This window comes from Burkholderia sp. Ac-20353, assembly GCF_017104785.1.
GTDB lineage: Bacteria > Pseudomonadota > Gammaproteobacteria > Burkholderiales > Burkholderiaceae > Burkholderia.
The window spans coordinates 98,801-120,672 of sequence record NZ_JAAGPL010000014.1 but is presented as its reverse complement, the minus strand read 5'-3'; the positions used below and the strand labels follow the sequence as shown (position 1 = coordinate 120,672).

The 21,872-nt window shown below is 64.1% G+C and carries 18 protein-coding genes; 13 read left to right on the top strand and 5 right to left on the bottom strand.

All coding sequences use genetic code 11. The annotated features are described in order from the left end of the window. Positions 1 to 275: 275 nt before the first annotated feature. Positions 276 to 1,421 (top strand): branched-chain amino acid ABC transporter substrate-binding protein, encoded by a 1,146-nt coding sequence (locus tag G3N94_RS07330; RefSeq protein WP_205791539.1) that lies wholly within the window; start codon positions 276 to 278, stop codon positions 1,419 to 1,421. A gap of 128 nt (positions 1,422 to 1,549) precedes the next feature. On the opposite strand, the gene G3N94_RS07325 is transcribed toward G3N94_RS07330, so the two are convergent. The 3 genes from G3N94_RS07325 to G3N94_RS07315 all read right to left on the bottom strand — a co-directional run bounded on the left by G3N94_RS07325 (position 1,550) and on the right by G3N94_RS07315 (position 4,293). Beyond that, complete coding sequence (locus G3N94_RS07325) at positions 1,550 to 2,437, bottom strand: VOC family protein (RefSeq protein ID WP_241021663.1); 888 nt, start codon at positions 2,435 to 2,437, stop codon at positions 1,550 to 1,552. Positions 2,438 to 2,447: 10 nt separating this feature from the next. Further along, positions 2,448 to 3,221 (bottom strand): serine O-acetyltransferase EpsC, encoded by a 774-nt coding sequence (gene epsC, locus G3N94_RS07320; RefSeq protein WP_241021662.1) that lies wholly within the window; start codon positions 3,219 to 3,221, stop codon positions 2,448 to 2,450. A gap of 160 nt (positions 3,222 to 3,381) precedes the next feature. After that, positions 3,382 to 4,293 (bottom strand): LysR family transcriptional regulator, encoded by a 912-nt coding sequence (locus G3N94_RS07315; protein WP_205791533.1) that lies wholly within the window; start codon positions 4,291 to 4,293, stop codon positions 3,382 to 3,384. Positions 4,294 to 4,365: 72 nt separating this feature from the next. Between G3N94_RS07315 and G3N94_RS07310 the strand changes: the two genes are divergently transcribed. The 7 genes from G3N94_RS07310 (at position 4,366) to G3N94_RS07280 (ending at position 12,872) form a co-directional block, all read left to right on the top strand. Further along, positions 4,366 to 5,310, top strand: a complete 945-nt coding sequence (locus tag G3N94_RS07310) for an NAD(P)-dependent oxidoreductase (RefSeq protein ID WP_205791531.1) — start codon at positions 4,366 to 4,368, stop codon at positions 5,308 to 5,310. Between the two features lie 100 nt (positions 5,311 to 5,410). Further along, entirely contained in the window at positions 5,411 to 6,625 is a 1,215-nt protein-coding gene (locus G3N94_RS07305) for an RNA-guided endonuclease TnpB family protein (protein ID WP_205791529.1), read from the top strand. Positions 6,626 to 6,686: 61 nt separating this feature from the next. Next, complete coding sequence (locus tag G3N94_RS07300) at positions 6,687 to 8,198, top strand: aldehyde dehydrogenase family protein (RefSeq protein WP_205791527.1); 1,512 nt, start codon at positions 6,687 to 6,689, stop codon at positions 8,196 to 8,198. A gap of 53 nt (positions 8,199 to 8,251) precedes the next feature. Continuing rightward, positions 8,252 to 9,598, top strand: coding sequence for a DUF3100 domain-containing protein (locus tag G3N94_RS07295; RefSeq protein ID WP_205791567.1), 1,347 nt, complete (start codon positions 8,252 to 8,254; stop codon positions 9,596 to 9,598). 22 nt (positions 9,599 to 9,620) lie between these two features. After that, positions 9,621 to 10,814 (top strand): M20 aminoacylase family protein, encoded by a 1,194-nt coding sequence (locus G3N94_RS07290; RefSeq protein ID WP_205791525.1) that lies wholly within the window; start codon positions 9,621 to 9,623, stop codon positions 10,812 to 10,814. A 148-nt stretch (positions 10,815 to 10,962) separates the two neighbouring features. After that, positions 10,963 to 12,270: a D-amino acid dehydrogenase gene (locus G3N94_RS07285; protein ID WP_277398518.1), complete on the top strand. Its 1,308-nt coding sequence runs from the start codon at positions 10,963 to 10,965 to the stop codon at positions 12,268 to 12,270. Between the two features lie 116 nt (positions 12,271 to 12,386). Next, a complete protein-coding gene (locus tag G3N94_RS07280; protein ID WP_205791521.1) occupies positions 12,387 to 12,872 on the top strand; it encodes an anthrone oxygenase family protein in 486 nt (161 codons plus the stop codon). A gap of 14 nt (positions 12,873 to 12,886) precedes the next feature. Here the strand turns inward: G3N94_RS07280 and G3N94_RS07275 are convergent, their stop codons facing one another. Next, positions 12,887 to 13,936, bottom strand: coding sequence for an AraC family transcriptional regulator (locus G3N94_RS07275; protein ID WP_205791565.1), 1,050 nt, complete (start codon positions 13,934 to 13,936; stop codon positions 12,887 to 12,889). Between the two features lie 144 nt (positions 13,937 to 14,080). Between G3N94_RS07275 and G3N94_RS07270 the strand changes: the two genes are divergently transcribed. Genes G3N94_RS07270 through G3N94_RS07260 form a run of 3 tightly spaced genes read left to right on the top strand, consistent with a single transcriptional unit; the run spans position 14,081 to position 17,740 of the window. Further along, complete coding sequence (locus G3N94_RS07270; RefSeq protein ID WP_205791519.1) at positions 14,081 to 15,748, top strand: acyl-CoA synthetase; 1,668 nt, start codon at positions 14,081 to 14,083, stop codon at positions 15,746 to 15,748. A gap of 14 nt (positions 15,749 to 15,762) precedes the next feature. After that, positions 15,763 to 16,530: a 3-hydroxyacyl-CoA dehydrogenase gene (locus tag G3N94_RS07265; RefSeq protein WP_205791517.1), complete on the top strand. Its 768-nt coding sequence runs from the start codon at positions 15,763 to 15,765 to the stop codon at positions 16,528 to 16,530. A gap of 19 nt (positions 16,531 to 16,549) precedes the next feature. Next, positions 16,550 to 17,740, top strand: a complete 1,191-nt coding sequence (locus G3N94_RS07260) for an acetyl-CoA C-acyltransferase (RefSeq protein WP_205791515.1) — start codon at positions 16,550 to 16,552, stop codon at positions 17,738 to 17,740. An 86-nt stretch (positions 17,741 to 17,826) separates the two neighbouring features. On the opposite strand, the gene G3N94_RS07255 is transcribed toward G3N94_RS07260, so the two are convergent. Next, positions 17,827 to 18,933, bottom strand: a complete 1,107-nt coding sequence (locus G3N94_RS07255) for an AraC family transcriptional regulator (protein ID WP_205791513.1) — start codon at positions 18,931 to 18,933, stop codon at positions 17,827 to 17,829. Between the two features lie 395 nt (positions 18,934 to 19,328). Here G3N94_RS07255 and G3N94_RS07250 point away from each other — a divergent pair, with 395 nt between their 5' ends. Beyond that, a complete protein-coding gene (locus G3N94_RS07250) occupies positions 19,329 to 20,975 on the top strand; it encodes an AMP-binding protein (RefSeq protein ID WP_205791512.1) in 1,647 nt (548 codons plus the stop codon). A 119-nt stretch (positions 20,976 to 21,094) separates the two neighbouring features. Then, positions 21,095 to 21,817: an OmpW family outer membrane protein gene (locus G3N94_RS07245; RefSeq protein WP_241021655.1), complete on the top strand. Its 723-nt coding sequence runs from the start codon at positions 21,095 to 21,097 to the stop codon at positions 21,815 to 21,817. Positions 21,818 to 21,872: the final 55 nt, after the last annotated feature.

Below are 21,872 nucleotides of genomic sequence, written 5' to 3'. Positions count from 1 at the left end.
CTTTTCGTTCTCGAAAACAGAACGCTCGGTTTGATGTGGCGTGGATGAGCGTTCTCAAAAACAGAACAATCTCGACGAGTCGATGCTATTGGCGAGCAAATTTGACGCGCCGACACTGAATTTGCGCGCCGGGACAGGCGATCGAGACCTACCGGGATCGTATCCGTCGGGGGAGTAGATCAATTCCGGTTGGCCGCGCCCGGTCCGGAATCTCTTGAATTTGGATTCCTCACTATCAAAATCTTCGCATCACACGTTGCGGTTGGAGAGAGGCAATGAATCTTTCGAAATCGGTTGCATTGATCGGCGGCGCCGTCCTTGCCTGCGCGTCCGGCGTCGCAAGCGCTCAGGAGGACACGGTAAAGCTCGGGTTTGCCGGCCCGCTGACTGGCCAGAATGCGAACCTCGGCAAGGATGTCGAACGTGGTGCGCGAATGGCCGTCGACGATCTGAACGCCAATCCGCCGGTGATCGGCGGCAGGAAGGTCAGGATCGAGCTTCAGGTGGAAGATGATGGGGGCGATCCACGGCAGGCCACCCAGGTCGCGCAGCGGCTCGTTGATGCGAAGGTCAGGGGCGTGGTCGGACATTTCAACTCCGGTGCGACGATCCCGGCGTCGAAGATCTACTTCGACGCGCATGTTCCGGAGATCTCGCAATCGTCAACCAACCCGAAGTATACGCAGCAAGGCTTCGATACGGCGTTCCGCCTGGTCGCGAACGATGGCCAGCTCGGCTCGGTCCTGGGCAAGTACGCGGTGCAGAAATGGAACGCGAAATCCGTGGCGGTCATCGACGATCGGACAGCGTACGGGCAAGGTATTGCCGACGAATTTCTGAAGTCGGCAACGGCCGCAGGAGCCAAGCTGGTCTCGCGGCAATACACGACCGACAAGGCCACCGATTTTCGTGGCGTGCTGACTGCAGTGAAAGGCGAAAATCCCGACGTCGTCTTCTATGGCGGCATGGATGCGCAGGGCGGCCCGATGATCAAGCAGATGCAGCAGCTTGGCATGGTGTCGAAGTTCATGGGCGGCGATGGCATCTGTACCGGCGAGTTGCCCAACCTCGCCGGTGCGGCGCTCAACGGCCGGCAGGTCATATGCGCGGAAGCGGGCGGCATCACGCAGGAGTATGAGCCGGGAATGGAGAACTTCAGGTCGCGCTTCAAGCAGAAATACGGTCAGGATGTGGTGATCTATGCGCCGTATGCGTACGACGCCATCATGATCCTGGTCGACGCAATGAAGCGCGCCGGTTCGTCCGATCCTGCGAAGTACCTGCAATATCTGAAGAAGACGGACTACAAGGGCGTGATCGGCGAAACGCGTTTCGATCCGAAGGGCGATCTGCAGAACGCGACGCTGACGCTGTACACGTTCAAGGACGGCAAGCGCGAAAGCCTGGGCGTTCAACACTGAGGATCGGCGCGCGGCGAGCATCATGCTTGTCGCGTCCAGCCTCGTTTCATTGCAAGCAGCGCTCTTGTGTCCTCGCCTTCGACATCAACAACGGCGAGGACGCATTTCCTTGAACGCCTCGAAGGGCGCTACTGCACGAATTCGATGATCGTATTGCCGGCGGAATCAGGTGTCACGGCAATGCCTTTAGAAGTACTTCCGAATTCGACGGAGTTATCCGCCAACACCTTCGCGGTGTGTGCGATGTCCCGAACACGGAGCTGCAGCGCGATACCGTGAGGTTTATCGGTGTAGCTGATCGGCAGCCCGACCGCGGCAAAGCGATCTTCAGCCTGCGCTGGCGTAAGCGCAACCACGCGCCCGCAGCCGGTGTCGGCTTCGACGTGACCGTCTTTACGCAACGTACGGTCAGCACCGAAGAGTCTGGACCATCGTTCTTCGAGGAGACCGAGCTCCGGCGTCAGATACACCACTTCATCGACGGCAATCGCGCCATTCGCGTGGTTTTGCCAGTCCTTTCGCCAGATGAACTCCGGGCGATGTTGCTGGCAGAGGAAGTTGGACGCGTCGCCCAGTTCCGTATCCATCACCATGCCGAGCGACACAACCGCTTCGTCCGGCTTGCCGTCCGGCGTCGTGATCTTGCGGCGAAACTCGACGCGTTGCTGAACCGGCAGCCCTGTCGCCTTGATCGCCGCAAAATCGGTGTCGATATCCTTGCTGTGCAGCGCGAGCAGCCCGAGGCCTTCCGACCGGTCGAGGAATTCACCAAGCGTGCGGCCGTAGCAGAACCCGCTGACCTCGCCCGTGCCGAATTTCGACGAATCGTCGATCCCGATCACCTCGATGAAGTTGTTCTCGAACATCATCAGCGTGAGAACCGAGCCCCACGGATGATAGGAAATCGGGCTCGGCGAAAAGCCGAGGCGCCTGTACTTTTCCACCGCGTCCGGGTGATTCCTCACCGAGACGACAGGGTGGTCGATGCCGAGACGATGCTGGTTCGGGGGAATCATCCACGTACCTCTAGTTTTCTGACGGAGCGGTAATCGCGGCGTAGGTTGCAGCGACCGGTTTGATGACCTTGGCCGGCACACCCGCGGCAACCATGTTCGCGGGAATCGATTGCCGTACGACGCTGCCGGCGGCGATGACCGCGTTCTCGCCGATTTCGATATTGCCGAGGATCAGCGCATGAGCGGCGAGCGTTGCGCCGCGCCGGACTTTCGGATGCCGGTCGCCCGCTTCGCTGAACGTGCTGCCCAGCGTGACGCCGTGCCAGATGCTGACGTCGTCTTCGATCACCGCCGTCTCTCCGATCACGATGCCCATCGCGTGATCCACGAACAATCCCTTGCCGATCCGCGCGGCAGGGTGGATGTCGACGTTGTAGATCCTGGCGCCCCAGTTCTGCAGCAGCACCGCGAACGTACGCTCGCCATTGCCCCAGTACGCGTGCGCGACACGATGGAGCTGGATCGCGAGGATGCCCCGGAAGGCCAGGAACGCAGACAGCGCATTCGGACACGCGGGATTCGCACTTGCAATCTTGTGGATGTCCGCGGCTGCCTGTTCGCTGATCGCAGCCGACGCGATCGTCCGTTCGAATTCGGCCGAAAAGTCCGGAAGCGAGCCGTCCATCGTCACGAGTTCGGATGCAAGCAATGCGGCCAACGCCTGCCCCAGCGACTCGTGGCGGAGAACGGTTTTCTGGTAGTACGCGCGCATCGCCGGCCGGGCGGTTGCCTCCCGCTCGGCTTCAAGCAGGATCGTCCGCCAGACGGTGTCGTCATTGAACATGTCCAAAGTCTCTCTCCTTTGGCGCAAGTGTGGGCGTGTCAAAAACGATCGCAAATGCCGCGGATGCGCATCTTTGTTCTAAAAATCAGATCGCAGCGGCCCGCGGCATCGTCGTCTGCTTGTCGGCCCGGCCCGGCGCGCGCGCCGCCGGCGTGCCGCATTACCGGAACGCGCGCATTTGAGCGTTCATCAGCTGAAGCATCTTGTTCGACGCAACGGACAGCTTCCGACCGACGCGCGTCACCAGATGCGCTTCGGCATTGGCGAGGATCGGATGATCAATCGGGATCGCAAACAGCTCACCGGCATCGATTTCGGTCGAAACGGCGAATGCGGGAAGGCAGACGATGCCCAGCCCGGATTTCACGAACTGCTTGAGTATCGTGATGGAGTTGGTCGTCACGACCGGATCGAAGCGGATTTTCTCTGCGAATTCGACCGCTTCCAGCATCTGCCGGGTGCCGTACGACGCGTGGGTCGCGGCAAGCGGATAGGACGCCAGCTCTGCGACCGTCATCGCTTTGTCCCGGGCCCGCAGCGGGAAATCCGGCCCGACGATGGCCATCATCGGCTGCAACTTCGACGCCCGCGACACGATCTTCGCATCGGGCGGCGGATTGTAGACGAGCCCGATTTCGCCTTCGTCCTCGGTGACCTTGCGCACCACTTCGTTGGTGCCCGCGAGATCGAGGTTGATATGGATTCCCGGGTATTGCTTGCAGAAGGTCTGCATCGGGCCTGCGAGCATGTCCGACACGAAGCCTTCACCGAGCACGATATTGACGTGGCCGGTTCGCAACCCCCTCAACTCCTGCAGCCGTGACAGCAGGTCGTCCTTGTGCGCCAACTGCTCGCGGAAGTACTCGATCACGCACTGGCCGGCCTCGGTCGGCCTGACCCCTCGCGCGTGACGCTCGATCAGCACGGCGCCGAGCTCCCCTTCGAGCAAGCCGATCTGTCTGCTGACCGCGGACGGCGCGACGTTCAGCCAGTCGGCGGCGGCACGGATGGTGCCGCACCGCACGGCCTCGAAGAAGTACACGATCCTGCTGTCCGTCAGATTCTCGACCATTTGTCCCCGTTCTAATTTTTGGAACACTCTTGATATTGGCGCTGATTGATTATAGGTCTCCAAAAGTCCAGTATGGAACCCCGAACAGCCACGACGCGTGGAACTTTCCGCCGCGCAGGCTGCGACACCCGATACGGAGCACGGCAAATGAATACGGTAGGTGTGATTGGTCTGGGCAACATGGGACGCGGCATGGCGTTGTCGCTCAAGCGTGGCGGGTACGACGTCCTCGGGTTCGATGCTTCGCCGGGCGTGGCTGATGCGCTGCAGGCCGAAGGCGTGAACGCATGCGTATCGATCGCCGACATCACGCGCCGCTCGGATGTCCTCATTCTGTCGCTGCCGACCTCCGACATCGTCGAAAAGGTCGTGCTGGGCGAAGGCGGTGTTGCCGCGAATGCACGGCCGGGCTTGATCGTCGTCGACACCACGACGGCCGACCCGGCCAGCACGCGGAAGGTGGCCGCAGCGCTCGCTGAAGTGAAGGTCGGGCTGGTCGACGGTCCCGTCAGCGGCGGTCCGAAAGGCGCGGCGACCGCGACGATGACGATGGTGCTCGGCGGCTCGGATGCAGATGTCGCTGCGGTCGAACCGGTTCTTGCGGTGATGAGCGCAAAGCGCGTGCATGTCGGCCCCGTTGGCGCGGGGCATGTGACGAAGATCATCAACAACCTGCTGACCGGCGTGCATCTGCTCGCGACCAGCGAAGCCGTACGCGCCGCCGAGGCCGCGGGCGTGGACCCGGAGAAGCTCGTCGACGCGCTGAACGGCGGCTCGGGTCGCAACAGCGCGACGCTGACGAACTATCCGACGTGGATCTTCAACGGCAAGTTCGACTCGGGGTTCACGATGAAGCTGATGCGCAAGGACGTGCGCCTCGCGATGGACCTGCTGCGCAACCTTGGCGTCGGCGCGCCGATGGCTGCCGAAGCCGGACGCCTGTGGGCCGCGAGCGTCGAATCGATCGGCGATCAGGAAGACTTCAACCGGATCGTGCAATTTACCGAGAAGCACTGACCGGGAAGCGCGGCAAGCCCGACTTCAGGCCGGGGAAGGATAGCGCGGACGCCGAAGGCGTCCTTGACAGCGCGTAAATGGTGGGTGATACGCTCAGCCTATGCAACGACTCCAAGCCTTCAAATTTGAACTGATGCCGACTGGCGAACAGGCGCGCGACATGCGCCGCTTCGCCGGGTCATGCCGCTTCGTGTTCAACAAGGCACTGGCGTTGCAGAAGACGCGCTACGAGCAAGGTGAGAAGAAGCTGGGCTATGCCGGGTTGTGCCAGCAACTCACCGGGTGGCGCAATGGCACGGAAACGCCGTGGCTCAAAGCGGCGCCGACGCATCCGCTGCAACAATCGCTCAAGGATTTGGAACGGGCCTATAGCAATTTCTTCGCCAAGCGGGCCGCCTTCCCGCGCTTCAAGAGGAAGGGCCAGTCAGACAGCTTCCGCTATCCCGACGCGAAACAGATCAAGCTCGACCAGGCCAACAGCCGGATCTTCCTGCCCAAGCTCGGCTGGCTGCGTTACCGCAATAGCCGCCTCGTGCTCGGCAACGTCCGCAGCGCGACCGTATCGCTGCGCGCGGACAAGTGGTCCGTCAGCATTCTCACGGCACGCGAAGTCGAGCTTCCCGTTCCCAGCGGCCCGGCGGTCGGTATCGACGTGGGCGTCGCACGCTTCGCGACCCTGAGCGACGGTACGTTCGTCGCGCCGCTCGCCAGCTTCAGGCAACACGAGCAGCGGCTCGCGAAGTATCAGCGGCGCATGGCGCGTCAGGTCAAAGGCTCGGCGAACTGGAAAAAGGCAAGGGCCAGAATTCAGCGTATCCACGCACGCATCGCAAATGCACGCTCGGACTTCCTGCACAAGGCATCGAACACGATCAGCAAGAACCACGCAATGATCGCCGTCGAGGATTTGCAGGTGCGCAACATGGTGAAGTCGGCCCGCGGCACGGTCGAGGCGCCTGGGCGTCATGTCCGCGCCAAGTCGGGACTCAATAAGTCCATCCTAGACCAGGGATGGCGCGAGTTCCGTCGGCAGCTGGAGTACAAGACGGCGTGGCGTGGCGGGTACTTCGTCGCGGTTGCGCCGCAGAACACAAGCCGCACATGCCCCTGCTGCGGGCATATCTCGGCCGACAACCGCAAGACGCAAGCGTGGTTCGCCTGCGTAAAGTGCGGTCACGAAGCGAATGCGGACCACGTCGGCGCGCTCAATGTTTTAGCGGCGGGGCACGCCGTTTTAGCCTGTGGAGAGAAGGTGCAGTCGGGCCACTCGAAGAAGCAGGAACCCACTGAAGTGACTCAGGCCATCCTGGCATGAGCACCGTAGGAATCCTCTCCTTTAGGGCGAGGTGGATGTCAATGAATTCAGGAGCATGGAAATGGACAACCAGGCAGCACACAACCTACTTGCGGCATTCGCGCATTTCTTCCCGAATGCGCAGACCATCGGTTCGTACGTCGGTGGCCAGCTGGTTGAAGGCGCCGGAGAACCGGTTCAGCTGTACGACGCAGCAACCGGCAAGCCGAGCCTCGCGTACAACGATGGCGGCGCGGCCGTCGTCGAGCTGGCCGCCCAGGCCGCCGAAATCGCGCAGAAGGAGTGGTGGTCGCTGACGCACGCGGCGCGCGGCCGCGTGATGTTCGAAATCGCTCGCGAGTTGCGCAAGGAGGCCGAGCCCATTGCGCGCCTCGAATCGCTTGGCTCCGGCAAGCCGATCCGCGATTGCCGTGGCGAGGTGGCGAAGGTTGCCGAGATGTTCGAATACTACGGCGGCTGGGCAGACAAGTTCTACGGCGATGTCATTCCCGTGCCGACCTCGCATCTGAACTACACGCGTCGCGAGCCTGCGGGCACGGTCTTGCAGATCACGCCATGGAATGCGCCGGTATTCACGTGCGGATGGCAGGTCGCGCCGGCCATCGCGATGGGCAACGCGGTGCTGCTCAAACCATCCGAGCTGACGCCGTTCACGTCGCTGGTCGTGGCTCTCATCGCCGAGCGTGCAGGCTTGCCGACGGGCTTGATCAACGTGCTGTCGGGCTACGGGCATACCGTTGCGCAAGCGGCCATTGCCCATAAGGTCGTCAAGAAAGTGGTGTTCGTCGGCTCACCGGCCACCGGTGCGAGGATTGCGGAATCCGCCGCGAAGCGTGTGCTGCCGTGCGTGCTCGAACTGGGCGGAAAGTCCGCAAACATCGTGTTCGGCGACGCGGATCTGAAGCGCGCGGCACTGACGGCGCAGGCGGCGATTTTTGCGGGCGCGGGCCAAAGCTGCGTCGCCGGTTCGCGCTTGCTCGTCCAGCGTTCGATCTATGACGAGTTCGTGTCGATGGTCGCGACCGGTGCGAAGAAGATCAAGGTCGGCAACCCGCTCGATGACAGCACCGAGGTCGGCCCCATCAACAACCGCAAGCAATACGAGCATGTGATGTCGATGATCGCGCTTGGTGTTGAAGCCGGGGCGACGCTCGCGGCGGGATCGACCGACGTGTCGGACGGCGGTTACTTCGTTCTTCCGACCGTTCTCGCCAACGTTACCAACGAAATGGACGTCGCGCGGACTGAAATTTTCGGCCCGGTTGTGGCGGCCATCCCGTTCGATACGGAAGACGAAGCGATTGCGATCGCCAACGATACCGAGTTCGGTCTCGCCGGCGCCGTGTGGACGACCGATGTCGGCCGTGCGCACCGGGTGGCGGCGCAGGTGAACGCCGGTACGTTCTGGGTGAACGGATACAAGACGATCAACGTCGCGTCTCCGTTCGGCGGATACGGCATGAGCGGCTATGGCCGGTCCAGCGGCGTCGAAGCGCTGTACGAGTACACGCAGACGAAGAGCGTATGGGTGGAAACGGCCAGCGAGCCGTCGACCGCATTCGGTTATCTGTAAGGTGGAATCGGCTCCGGCCCGATCGGGTCGGAGCCAGCGGGGAGGAAGGAGACATGGAAACGGTGTTCAATACGCGAGAACAACAACAGGGCACGGCGCAAATCGCCGTCAAGCTGTTCGTCTACGCGGCGGTGATCGTGGTCATTGCCGAAGCCATCGGTTCGTTTGCGTTCAAGATTGGTCCCGGCAAGGTCGTTCTGTTGCCGATGATCTGGGCGTTGTTGATGGGAGCCGCACTTGGCCTGCTGAGTCAACGCTCGAGAAGCGGCCTCGCCCTCGATGTTCCGACGCAATTTCATGCAGCCGCGATCCTGCAACCGGCGCTACTCCTTTTCATTGCCAAGCTCGGCCTGATGATAGGGAGTGCGCTTCCGAAGCTCGCTTCTGCGGGCTGGGCGCTCGTGTTTCAGGAGTTCGGCCATTTTGTCGGCACGATTCTGCTCGGCCTGCCGCTGGCGCTGGTGCTCGGCATCAAGCGCGAGGCGATCGGCGCGACATTTTCGGTCGGGCGCGAGCCGAGCCTGGCGATCATCGGCGAAAAATACGGGATGGATTCGGCCGAGGGACGTGGGGTGCTCGCCGAGTATCTGACCGGTACGATCTTCGGCGCGGTGTTCATTGCGATTTTTGCGGGCTTCATCGCGAGCCTGAACATCTTCGATCCGCTCGCGCTTGCGATGGGATCCGGTGTCGGCTCCGGCAGCATGATGGCCGCGGCGTCGGGCGCGATCGCCGCGCAGCAGTCGCCGGAGGTCGCGAAGTCGGTCCTGACGTTCGCTGCGGCGAGCAACCTGATCACGACGACGGTCGGAACCTACTTCACGCTGTTCATTTCGTTGCCGATGGCGGTCTGGGGATATCGTCTGTTCGAACCGGTGATCGGTCGGACGACCCGCGCTTCCAGCACGTCCGACGCGTTGACTGATGCACGCCCGAAGCTTGGCGACGTGGAAACCGAAGCGCCGACGCTGCACTACGGCGGCAAGGTATTGGCATGGGGCGTCACTGCCGTGCTGTCGCTGGTCTGCGACTGGATCGCGCATGGCACGACGCCGGCCGAAGGCTTGCCCGGCATGGCACTGATGATCGTGGCGGTGGTGGCCGGCGACGCGTTGTGTACGCTGACGCGTCGCAAGATACCCGCCGTGTGCTGGGTATCGTTCATCGCGATGTTCATGACATCGCCGTGGTGCCCGCTAGGCGCACATTTCGCCGAGTTGAGCGCGAAGAACGACTTTCTCGGCGTGACCACGCCGATGCTGACGTTTGCCGGACTGTCGATCGCGAAAGACGTTCCCGCGTTCCGCCGCCTTGGCTGGCGCATCGTGCTCGTGTCGTTCGTCGCAAACGCCGGGACGTTCCTGGGCGCGACGCTCGTGGCGCAGATCTTTCATATCTGAGACGGTTTGAAGAGTCGCGATCATGAACGTCATTGCAGAAATCAACGCGGAGTCGGATGCGCTGAAAGCAATCCGACGCGATATCCATGCGCATCCGGAGCTCGGCTATGACGTACATAGGACGGCGAACCTCGTCGCGACCAGACTCGAGGAATGGGGGCTGAGCGTGGCGCGCGGTATCGGTCGGACCGGGGTTGTCGGTACGCTGAAGCGCGGCACGAGCGATCGCGCGATCGGCCTGCGGGCCGACATGGATGCGCTCCCGATGCAGGAAGCGAACGCGTTTGCGCATTGCTCGACGGTACCCGGTGTGATGCACGCCTGTGGCCATGACGGACACACGGCGATGCTGCTGGGCGCGGCACGTTATCTGTCTCGATCGGGCGACTTCGATGGAACGGTGCAATTCATCTTTCAGCCAGCCGAAGAGGAGGGTGGCGGCGCGAAAGCGATGATCGAGGATGGCCTGTTCAAGCGGTTTCCGGTCGAAGCCGTGTTCGGCGTACACAACTGGCCCGGTATACCGGCCGGCCATTTCGGCGTGAGACCCGGGCCGATCATGGCGTCGACCAGTCTTTTCAGGATCAAGCTCACCGGCGCCGGTTGTCATGGCGCGATGCCGCACCTCGGCACGGATCCTGTGTTCGCGGCCGCGCAGATCCTGACCTCGCTGCAGAGCATTTTGACCAGAAACAAGAATCCGATCGACGCGGCCGCACTATCGGTCACGCAGATCCATGCCGGGGAAGCGCTGAACGTCGTACCGACCGATGCATGGCTGGGCGGGACGGTTCGCACGTTTACCGACGAAACGCTCGATCTCATCGAGAAGCGCATGCGTGCAATCGTCGCCGCGATCGCGGCCGGTTTCGATTGCGACAGCGAGATCGAGTTCGATCGAAACTACCCGCCGACGGTGAATGATCCGGCGCAGACCGCGCTGGCCGTCGAGGTGATGCGCGAACTTGTCGGGGACGATGCGGTGAACGCGGCGATCGCGCCGACGATGGCCGCGGAGGATTTTTCGTTCATGTTGCGTGCAAAGCCGGGCTGTTATGCGTTCATCGGCAATGGAACGGGCGACCACCGCGCAATCGGCCATGGCGGCGGGCCATGCCTGTTGCACAACGCCAGCTACGACTTCAATGACGATCTGCTGCCGATCGGCTCGAGTTACTTCGTTCGACTGGTCGAGCGGTTCCTGCAGGGTGCCTGACCCGAGTTCAGTTGACGCTGAATAAATTCAGCCGATAATCGACGGAAAACGAGAAATAAAACTGCGGTGAGTTGATTAGTATCGGCGATTGGACCGGAAGCTGCGGCACCACGGACAGCGCCGGCGCAGCGTGTATGCGCGTCGGAGCCTGAGGAGAAACAGCATGCGAGTCGTTGTGTTGGGAAGCGGCGTCGTTGGCGTGACTTGTGCGTACTATCTGGCACGCGCAGGTCACGAAGTGACCGTCATCGATCGCGAAACCGGTCCTGCGCTCGAAACCAGCTTTGCAAACGCGGGCCAGATTTCTCCCGGCTACGCGGCGCCATGGGCTGCCCCCGGCGTGCCGCTCAAGGCGGTCAAATGGATGTTCCAGAAGCATGCGCCGCTTGCGATCCGGCCTGACGACGCGGACAAGCAGTTCCAGCTGCAGTGGATGTGGCAGATGCTGCAGAACTGCACGGCCGAACGTTACGCGGTGAACAAGGCGCGCATGGTGCGCCTGGCCGAGTACAGCCGCGATTGTTTGCAGGCACTGCGTGCCGACACCGGGATCGAATACGAAGGCCGCACCGGCGGGACGCTGCAGGTGTTCCGGACGCAGCAGCAGCTCGAAGGCGCCGCGAAGGACATCGCGGTGCTGAAGGAGGCGAACGTCGCCTACGAGCTGTTGATGCCGGCGGATCTCGCGCGGGTCGAACCGGCGCTTGCGGCGACGTCGCACAAGCTGACCGGCGGACTGCGCCTGCCGGGAGACGAAACCGGCGATTGCCAGCTGTTCACGACCCGTCTTGCCGCGCTGGCGGAACAGCTCGGCGTGACGTTCCGCTACAACACCGTGATCGACGGCCTGGTCGTCGAAGGCGGCCGCGTGATCGGTGCGCGGCATGGCGGCAAGCTCGTGCATGCCGATGCGTTCGTGGTGGCGTTCGGTTCGTACTCGACGAAATTCCTGGCGGATATCGTGAAGATTCCCGTGTACCCGCTCAAGGGCTACTCGATCACCGCGCCGATCGTGAACGAAGCGGCCGCGCCGGTGTCGACCGTGCTCGACGAGACGTACAAGATCGCGATCACGCGATTCGAAAAGCGCATCCGCGTCGGTGGCATGGCCGAAATCGTCGGCTTCGACAAGAAACTGCGCGAGGCCCGTCGCGAGACGCTCGAGATGTGCGTGAACGATCTGTTTCCCGGTGGTGGCGACACGTCGAAAGCGACGTTCTGGACGGGCCTGCGCCCGATGACGCCGGACGGCACGCCGATCGTCGGCCGCACAGCCATGCCGAATCTGTTCCTCAACACGGGGCACGGCACGCTCGGCTGGACGATGTCGTGCGGCTCGGGGCAACTGCTCGCCGATCTCGTTTCCGGCAAAAGGCCGGCCATCCAGTACGACGATCTCGATGTGTTCCGCTACGCGGACGAGCCTGCGCCGCCGGCCGACTTCGAATTCAGTTGAACGCACGTTCGACGGGCACCCTGTATGGCGTCGATGACGCGCTCGGCCGGCCCGCGCGCGAATTTACGGACTATGCGCGCGCGGCTGCCGCGGCTGGCGCGTGGGGAGGCTGAGCGATGCGACCACTCGTCATGGCGATCCTGCTGTGGTTTTCCGCAATCGGTTGCGGCGTGCTGGCCGGCGTCTATTTCGCGTTCTCGACCTTCGTGATGACGTCGCTCGGCCGCATCGCGCCCGCTGCCGGCGTCGCGGCGATGAACGCGATCAACGTCGACATCGTCCGGTCGCTGTTCATGCCGGCGTTTCTCGGCACGACGCTGACGTCGCTCGCGCTTGCGATCGTCGCGCTGTTTCATCGTGACGAACCGGGCGTGATCTGGATCGTCGCGGCAGGCGCGATCTACGTGCTCGGCATGTTCGCCGTCACGATGATCTTCAACGTGCCGCTCAACGATGCGCTCGCCACGATCGATCCGGCGACGGCCGACGGCACGGCGTTCTGGACGCGCTACCTGCGCGACTGGACCGTCTGGAACCACGTGAGGACCGTGGCGTCTGCGTTGGCCTGTGTTTTCTTTGTCGTGGCGATTGCGGTGAGGTAGCGCCGCGCGATACATCAATCGTCGCCGCGCATCGCCGGATCGGCGTCTTCGCCATCCGCATCGGACCCGCGGCGAAGCCCCGCCCGATCCGCGCGAAACCCGCCGGGCGACTCACCCGTCCATTTGCGGAACGCGCGATGAAACGCGCTCGGCTCGGAAAACCCCAGGTCGCCCGCAATATCGGCCACGCTGCGCGTGCCTTCGCGCAGCAGCGCCTGGGCCATCACGCTGCGCAGTTCGTCCTTGATCGCGGCGAAGCTCTGTCCTTCGCTGCGCAGGCGCCGCCGTAGCGTCGCCGGCGGCATGTCGAGCTGCGCGGCCAGCGTGTCGAAGCACGGCCAGTCCGCCGCCGGCATCGCTTTCAGGTGCGCGCGGATTTTCGCGACCCAGCCCGTGTCGTGCCGATAGCGCACGAGGATGTTCGCGGGCGCGCCGCGCAGGAAGGTCTTCAGCGCCTGCTCGGAGCGGATCGTCGGCAGGCTCAGGTACGCGGCATCGAACGTCAGCCGGCTGTCGGGCTGGCCGAAATGAACCGGCGCGCCAAAGAACTGGCTGTAATCGGCGCGATGCTCGGGGCTCGGGCACGAGAAATCGATGCGCCGCAGCGGAATGCGCCGCCCGACGAGCCAGCACGCGAGCCCGAGCAGCACCAGCCAGTAGGTCCGGTACGCAAACGCGGGGCGCGGCTCGCCGACGTCGGCGAGCACGATCCGCGCGTCGCCGCCCGCCACCTGGAGCCGGCCGTGCGGATGGTCGAGCACCACGCGCAGAAACCTCAGCGAGCGCCGCAGCGCCTGCTCGAGCGTGTTCGTGTGCAGCACCGCATGGCAGAGCAGCGCAAAGCTGCCGACCCGCATCGGGCGCGCGGCCAGGCCGAAGAACTCGTCGTCGAGCGCCTCCGCCATCGCGAGCCATAGCCGCCCGTATTGCTGGACCGTCACCGGCGCGTCGACCTCGGCCGGCAGGCCGGCCGCGCGCAGGATCGGCGCGACGTCGACGCCCTGCCGGCGCAGGCTCGCGAGCGCATCTTCGACAAACGCCGGCGCAATCATCTGCCGTTCCACCGCAGTTCCTCCCGACATGGTATTTCCGATCACGATCGTAGACCTGATTTGTCATTGTTTGCAATGTCGGCGATTACTACCATCAGGTACGGATCTGCCGTGCCATCCAACGAGGCGGCAGCCATACACCGGGAGGAGACACCCATGTCAGACCAATCCGTCGCCAGTACGACGCCCGCTTACGCCGACGCGGTGGCGCGATTCAGCATCGAGGCGGCCGCCGCACAACTGCACGGCGACCTCGCGCACGGGCTGAACGCGTGCGTCGAGTGCTGCGACCGGCACGTGGCGGCCGGCGGGACGGCGCTCGACTGGATCGACGCGAGCGGCCGGCACCACAGCTTCAGCTTTGCGCAGATGCAGGCGCTGTCCGCGCGGGTCGCGCATCTCCTCGTCGCGCAAGGCGTGCGGCCCGGCGACGTGGTCGCCGGCCTGCTGCCGCGCACGCCCGAACTGCTCGCGACGGTGCTCGGCACCTGGCGCGCGGGCGCGGTCTACCAGCCGCTGTTCACCGCGTTCGGGCCGAAGGCGATCGAGCACCGGCTGCGGATGAGCGAAGCGAAGCTCGTCGTGACCAACGTCGCGAACCGGGCCAAGCTCGACGACGTCGCCAGTTGCCCGCCGGTGGCGACCGTGCGCGAACCGGGCGCGTCGCTGCCGGACGGCGACATCGATTTCCTCGCCGCGCTCGCCGCGCAGCCCGACACCTTCGACCCGGTGCCGCGCACGGGGACGGACCTGCTGATGATGATGTCGACGTCCGGCACGACCGGGCTGCCGAAAGGCGTGCCGGTGCCGATGCATGCGCTGCTCGCGTTCGGTGCGTACATGCGCGACGCGGTGGACCTGCGCCCGGACGATCGCTTCTGGAACATCGCCGATCCGGGCTGGGCGTACGGCCTCTATTACGCGATCACCGGTCCGCTGCTGCTCGGCCATGCGACGACGCTGTGCGAGAGCAGCTTCACGGTCGAGGGCGTCTACGACGTGATCGAGCGGCTCGGCATCACGAGTCTCGCGGGCTCGCCGACCGCCTACCGGCTACTGATGGCGGCCGGCTCCGCGCCGGCCAGCCGCATCAAGGGCCAACTGCGCGTCGTGAGCAGTGCGGGCGAGCCGCTGAATCCGGAGGTGATCCGCTGGTTCGACACCGAGCTCGGCGCGCCGATCCACGATCACTACGGCCAAACCGAGCTCGGCATGGTCGTGAACAACCATCACGGGCTCGCGCATCCGGTGCATCCGGGTTCGGCCGGCCTCGCGATGCCCGGTTACCGGGTCGCGGTGCTCGACGACGCGGGCCGCGAACTCCCGCCGAACCAGCCGGGCGTGCTCGCGATCGACCTCGCGCGCTCGCCGCTGTTGTGGTTCAGCGGCTACTGGCGCCAGGAAACGCCCGCGATCGCCGGCGGCTATTACCGCACCGGCGACAGCGTCGAGCTCGAGCCGGACGGCAGCATCAGCTTCATCGGCCGCGCCGACGACGTGATCACGTCGGCTGGCTACCGGATCGGCCCGTTCGACGTCGAAAGCGCACTCATCGAGCATCCGGCCGTGATGGAGGCCGCCGTGATCGGCGTGCCGGATCCGGAGCGGACCGAGATAGTCAAGGCGTACGTCGTGCTGTCGGCGGGCCATGCGCCTTCGCCGGCGCTTGCCGAAGAACTGAGCCTGCACGTGAAGAAACGCCTGTCCGCGCATGCGTATCCGCGCGCGGTCGAATTTGTCGAGGCGCTGCCGAAGACGCCGAGCGGCAAGATCCAGCGCTTCGTGCTGCGCAAGATGGCAGTCGAACCCAGCACCCATTCCTGAACGGAGCAACACAGATGAACATCGATAACCGGGTATTTGTCGTCACGGGGGCGGGCTCGGGCCTCGGCGCCGCGGTGGCGCGCATGGTCGTCGCACAGGGCGGCCGCGCGATGCTGCTCGACATCAACGCGGATGCCGTCGCCGGCGTCGCGCGCGAACTCGGTACGGCGGCGCGCAGTGCGGTGGCCGACGTGACGAGCGACGCGGACGGCCAGGCCGCGATCGCGGCCACGCTCGACGCGTTCGGGCGGATCGACGGCCTCGTGAACTGCGCGGGTGTCGCGCCGGGCGAGAAGGTTGTCGGACGCGACGGCCCGCACCGGCTCGACAGCTTCGCGCGCGCAGTGTCGATCAACCTCGTCGGCACCTTCAACATGATGCGGCTCGCGGCCGACGCGATGTCGAAGCAGGACGCCGACGCGAACGGCGAGCGCGGCGTGATCGTCAACACCGCGTCGGTCGCGGCGTTCGACGGGCAGATCGGCCAGGCCGCGTATGCGGCGTCGAAGGCTGGCGTGGTCGGGATGACGCTGCCGGTCGCGCGCGAGCTCGCGCGCTTCGGCATCCGCGTCGTGACGATCGCGCCGGGCATCTTCGAGACGCCGATGCTGACCGGGATGCCGCAGGAAGTGCAGGACTCGCTGGGCAAGAGCGTGCCGTTCCCGTCGCGTCTCGGGCGGCCCGACGAATTCGCGGCGCTGGTGCGCCATATCGCCGAAAACCCGATGCTGAACGGCGAGGTGATTCGGCTCGATGGCGCGTTGCGCATGGCGCCGCGCTGATACTGAAGGAGAGGGAACCATGACGACACAGGATCCGATCGTTATCGTCGGTGCGGCACGCACCCCGATGGGCGGTTTTCAGGGCGAGCTGGCCGCTGCCGGCGCGAGCGACCTCGGTGCGGTGGCGATTCGCGCCGCGCTCGAGCGCGCGGGCCTGCCGGCCGAACAGATCGACGAGATCGTGTTCGGCTGCGTGCTGCCTGCCGGGCAAGGGCAGGCTCCGGCGCGGCAGGCGGCGCTGAAGGCGGGGCTGCCGCTGGCGGCGGGCGCGACCACGGTCAACAAGATGTGTGGCTCCGGGATGAAGGCCGCGATGTTCGCCCACGACCTGCTGGTCGCGGGCAGCGCCAGCGCGATGATCGCGGGCGGCATGGAGAGCATGAGCAACGCGCCGTACCTGCTGCCGAAGGCGCGCGGCGGCTATCGGATGGGGCACGGGCAGGTGCTCGACCACATGTTCCTCGACGGCCTCGAGGATGCGTACGACAAGGGCCGCCTGATGGGCACCTTCGCCGAGGATTGTGCGCAATCCTACGGTTTCACGCGCGAAGCGCAGGATGCATTCGCGATCGCGTCGCTCACGCGCGCGCAGAAGGCGATCGCGCAAGGCCACTTCGCTGCCGAAGTCGCGCCGGTGAGCGTGAGCGCGGGCAAGACGGAAACCGTGGTGAGCATCGACGAACAGCCGGGCAACGCGAAGCTCGACAAGATCCCGACGCTGAAGCCGGCATTCCGCGCGGGCGGCACGGTGACGGCCGCGAACTCGTCGTCGATCTCGGATGGCGCCGCGGCGCTCGTGATGATGCGCCGCTCGGAAGCGGAGCGGCGCGGCCTCACGCCGAAGGCCGTGATCATCGGGCATGCAACGTACGCGGACAAGCCGAGCCTGTTCCCGACGGCGCCGGTCGGCGCGCTGCGCAAGCTGTCGGAGAAGACCGGCTGGCAGCTGCGCGACGTCGACCTGTTCGAAATCAACGAGGCGTTCGCGGTGGTCGCGATGGCGGCGATGCGCGATCTCGACCTGTCGCACGACAAGGTCAACGTGCATGGCGGCGCATGTGCGCTCGGTCACCCAATCGGCGCGTCGGGCGCGCGCGTGATGGTCACGTTGCTCGCGGCGCTCGAGACGTACGGCCTCTCGCGCGGCGTGGCGTCGCTGTGCATCGGCGGCGGCGAGGCGACGGCGATCGCGATCGAACGGATCGTGTGATGGAGTAGCGCGGATCCGGTGACGTCCGGATCCGCGATGAGATCAAAGGCGGCGCAGCGGCGCGCGCAGCGTTGCACGGCGGCGGCTTACGATTCCCGGTTGTCGCGCGCTTCGCTCGGCGTCTTTCCGGTCCAGCGCTTGAACGCATGCCGAAAGCTGACCGCATCGCTGAAATCCAGTGCTTGCGCGATGTCGTCGATACTCAGCGCGGTCGTGCCCAGATAGTCGATCGCAAGCGCTTTGCGCACGCTCGTCAGCAATTCGCTATATGACGTTCCCGCGGCCTCGAGCTTGCGGCGCAGCGTGCGCGCGGTCATGCACAGCCCCTCGGCGATCGCGTCGATGTCCGGAAACCGGCCCGGCGTGCGCGTCAGTTCCTGGTACACGCGCCGCGTGACGTCGGACTGGTTGCGCAGTTCGTCGAGCAGGCGCGCGCAGTGCGACGACACTTGCGCCGCAGTGATCGGGTGTGCGAGATGCCCTGCGCGCGGCAGCCACGCGGCCGGGTAGCTGAGCACGTTGCCCGGCTGGTCGAACGCAAGCGGACAGTCGAGCACGTCGGCCAGCAGCGCCGCGTGCGCAGGTCGAGTCCGCATGAATTGCGCGCGCGCCGGCACGCACCATGCACCCATGGCGTCTTTGATGACCGTTACGTGCAACGCAAACTGCAGATCGATCAGGAAGTCATACAGGTTGGTGTCGAGTCCGGGCAGCGACACTTCCTCCCTGGCGGGAAACAGCCAGGATGCAAAATCATCCTGCCTGACCCATCGGATACCGAGCATCCCGTTCGCGAGCTGATGAAACTTGACGGCCGAGTTGAACCCGTGTTCCATCGACTCCGAGCACAGCAACGCATAGCCGAACATTCCATAACTCGACGCGCGCAGCCGGCTGCCGACGCGCACGCCCAGGTCGGAATGCGCGTATTGGCCGATCGCGTTGCGCGCAGCGGTCAGGAACTGTTGCGTCGACGTGAGCGTGAACGGGTTGGCGATCGTGTCGGGATCGAGCCCGGTCCCGGCCAGCACGGCGGTGAGGTCCAGTCCCGATTCTGACGCGACGTCGATCAGGGCCGCGAGCTTCGACGGCGAGAAGCGCTTTTCGGAAAGCGTGGCGGGATGTGCGGGATCGGCTGACCGATCGCGGCAGCGTTGCGTCTTCGCTGGTTTTGAAAGTGCATTGTGCTGCATGAGCAAGTCCTGAGTCCGATTCGATACGCACCGAAGCGTAATTCTGCACTCAAACGTACCATTCAGTCATCGGCTGCCGCACCAGCGGCGACAAAGCTCGCGGGCTGGAAAGACCGACACCCCGGCTTTCAAGGACAGCCCGCTTGTCCGTTTTAATCATGTTCCACACGCGGCCCGCCCGCCAAAGCCGCCGCCGGCGCGAAGGTTCGCGCGCGGCGACGTTCAAGGACAGTTCATCTGTCCGTCTCGATCATTTTCAAAGCGACGCTGGCGCGCGATAGTCGCCGCTGGCGAGACGGTTCGCGCACGCGATGCCGGACGGCGCCCGCGGCGGTCCGGGAGCGATTCCCGTGAGAAGCGCGAAGCCTTCGCGCTGGCAGTTAAAGGATACCTAAATGATCAAGAGACACTGGATCGCGTCATACGGCTCGATCCCCGCAGAGATCGACCCCGATCGTTATCTTTCGATGAATGCGCTACTGGACGACGCGATGCGCCGGTTCGCGGACAAGCCCGCGTTCCGCACAGCCAGCCAAACGCTGAGCTATGCGGATGTCGATCGCCTGTCGTCCGCGCTGGCCGCGTATCTGCAGCAGATCGTCGGGATCCGCAAGGGCGATCGCGTCGCCGTGATGCTGCCCAACGTGCTGGCTTTTCCGATCGTGTTCATTGCCGTCACGAAGATCGGCGCGATCCAGGTCAACGTCAATCCGCTCTATACGGCACGGGAACTCGAACATCAGCTCAATGACGCGGGTGTCGAGGCGATCGTGGTCTACGACGGTTCCGCGGGGACGCTGGCGGACGTGATCGCGAGCACGCGCATCAGGACGGTGATCACGGCTTCGGCCGACGAAATCGGCGCAATGCCGGTTGCCGCGACCGGGCATCCGGGGCTCTCGTGCGGGACGGTCACGTTGATGGTCACGCTGACTGCTGCGCTCGCCGAAGGCGCGCGGCTCGCGTGCGAGCCGGTCGCCGTCGATGGCAGCGACCTGTTGTTCCTGCAATACACGGGCGGCACGACCGGGCTGTCGAAAGGGGCCGCGTTGTCGCACCGCAATCTTCTTGCCAACATCGAGCAGTTCCGGGCCTTCATGCCGGATGTGCAACGGCCGGGCGAGGAGGTCGTCGTCACGGCGATCCCGCTGTATCACATCTTTGCGCTCATGGTGAACTTCCTGTCGTATTTCGCGAACGGCGCGGAAAACTGGCTTGTCGCCAATCCGCGGCAGATCGACGCGTTCATCGACACGCTGAAGGCCGTGCGGCCGACCGTCTTCTTTGGCGTCAACACGCTGTATGCAGGGCTTGCCAGCCATCCGCGCCTGAAGGAGGTGGACTGGTCGCGCCTGAAGTTGTCGGCCGGTGGCGGCTCGGCGATGATCGATGTGGTTTCGGCACGATGGAAGGCCGTCACCGGCAATTTCATCCGGGAGGGCTACGGTCTGTCGGAGACCTCGCCCGTGGTGTCGTTTAATCCGCAATCCATCCGCGAATTCACGGGTACCGTCGGCCTGCCCGTGCCGTCTACCGACGTCGTGCTGCTCGACGACAACGACCGCGAAGTCGATATCGGCGAGCCCGGCGAGATCTGCGTGAAAGGGCCGCAAGTGATGACAGGCTACTGGCAGCAGCCGGAGGCGAACGCGAGGGCATTCACTCCGGATGGCTACTTCCGCACCGGCGACGTCGGCGTGTTCGACGACAGAGGCTTTTTGAAGATCGTCGACCGCAAGAAGGACATGGTCATCGTGTCGGGCTTCAACGTCTACCCGAACGAAGTGGAAGCGGTCGTGACGTCGTTCGACGGCGTCGCCGAGTGCGCGTGCGTGGGCGTGCCGGACGAAAGGACCGGCGAAGCGGTCAAGCTGTTCGTCATCATGGCGCCGGGCGCCGACGTGACCGAAGCGGCCGTCATCGCGCATTGCCGGGCAAGGATGGCGGCGTACAAGGTGCCAAAGGTCGTTCAATTCGTCGATTCGCTGCCGAAGTCGACTGTCGGGAAGATCCTGCGGCGAGCACTGCATACGGTCGACTGACCGCTATACGGCGACACGAAAGTCGGGAGACGGAAACGCGGCTCCCGACGACTGTTTCATGGAGATTTGCAGCGTCGGTTTATTTGAAGTCCTTATAAAAAATATGGAGACTGTTCGTAATGAAATTCAAGAATCTGGCCATTGCCGCCGCCGTATTTCTGATGAGTGCCGGCGTGCATGCGCAGTCTGCCGGCAGCAACGTCGTCGGCGCAGGCTGGTTACGCATCGCGCCGCAGACGTCGAGCGATCCGCTCGTCGTGGGTGGCCAGTCGGTTCCGAATACGGGGGTCAATGCCGACAACGCGGATACGTTTGGATTGACGTTCACGCATTTCCTCACGGACAACATCGCATTGGAGACGGTCGCCGGAATTCCGCCGAAATTCAAATTCTCCGGCACGGGAGTGCTCTCGTCTGCGTCGATCAATCCGCTCGGCGAAGTTCGACAGTGGAGCCCGTCGCTGGTGCTGAAGTACTACTTCGGACGAGCGGATTCCAGATGGCGGCCCTATCTTGGCCTGGGTGTCAGCTACATCTGGTTCACGAACGCGCATGTCAGCTCCCAGTTCCAGCAGGCATTGAGCATGCAGGTGACGCACGGTGTGACAGCGGGGTTGCCGACCAGCGCCGACGTCGAGAGCGAATGGTCGCCGGTTTTCAATGCAGGCATGAGCTATCAGTTTGACAAACATTGGTCGGCGGTTCTTTCGCTTTCTTATCTCCCGTTCAGCACCAAGGCCAACCTGACTACGAAATTGCCGAACGGAGGGGAAGTGAAAAGCATGGCAAAGATCACTCTGGATCCTGTCGCGACGCTGGTTTCGATCAGTTATCGGTTTTAACGCGTATTGAAAACGCAATGTCCGGAAGATCCACCCGATCCGGCAACGGATTCCG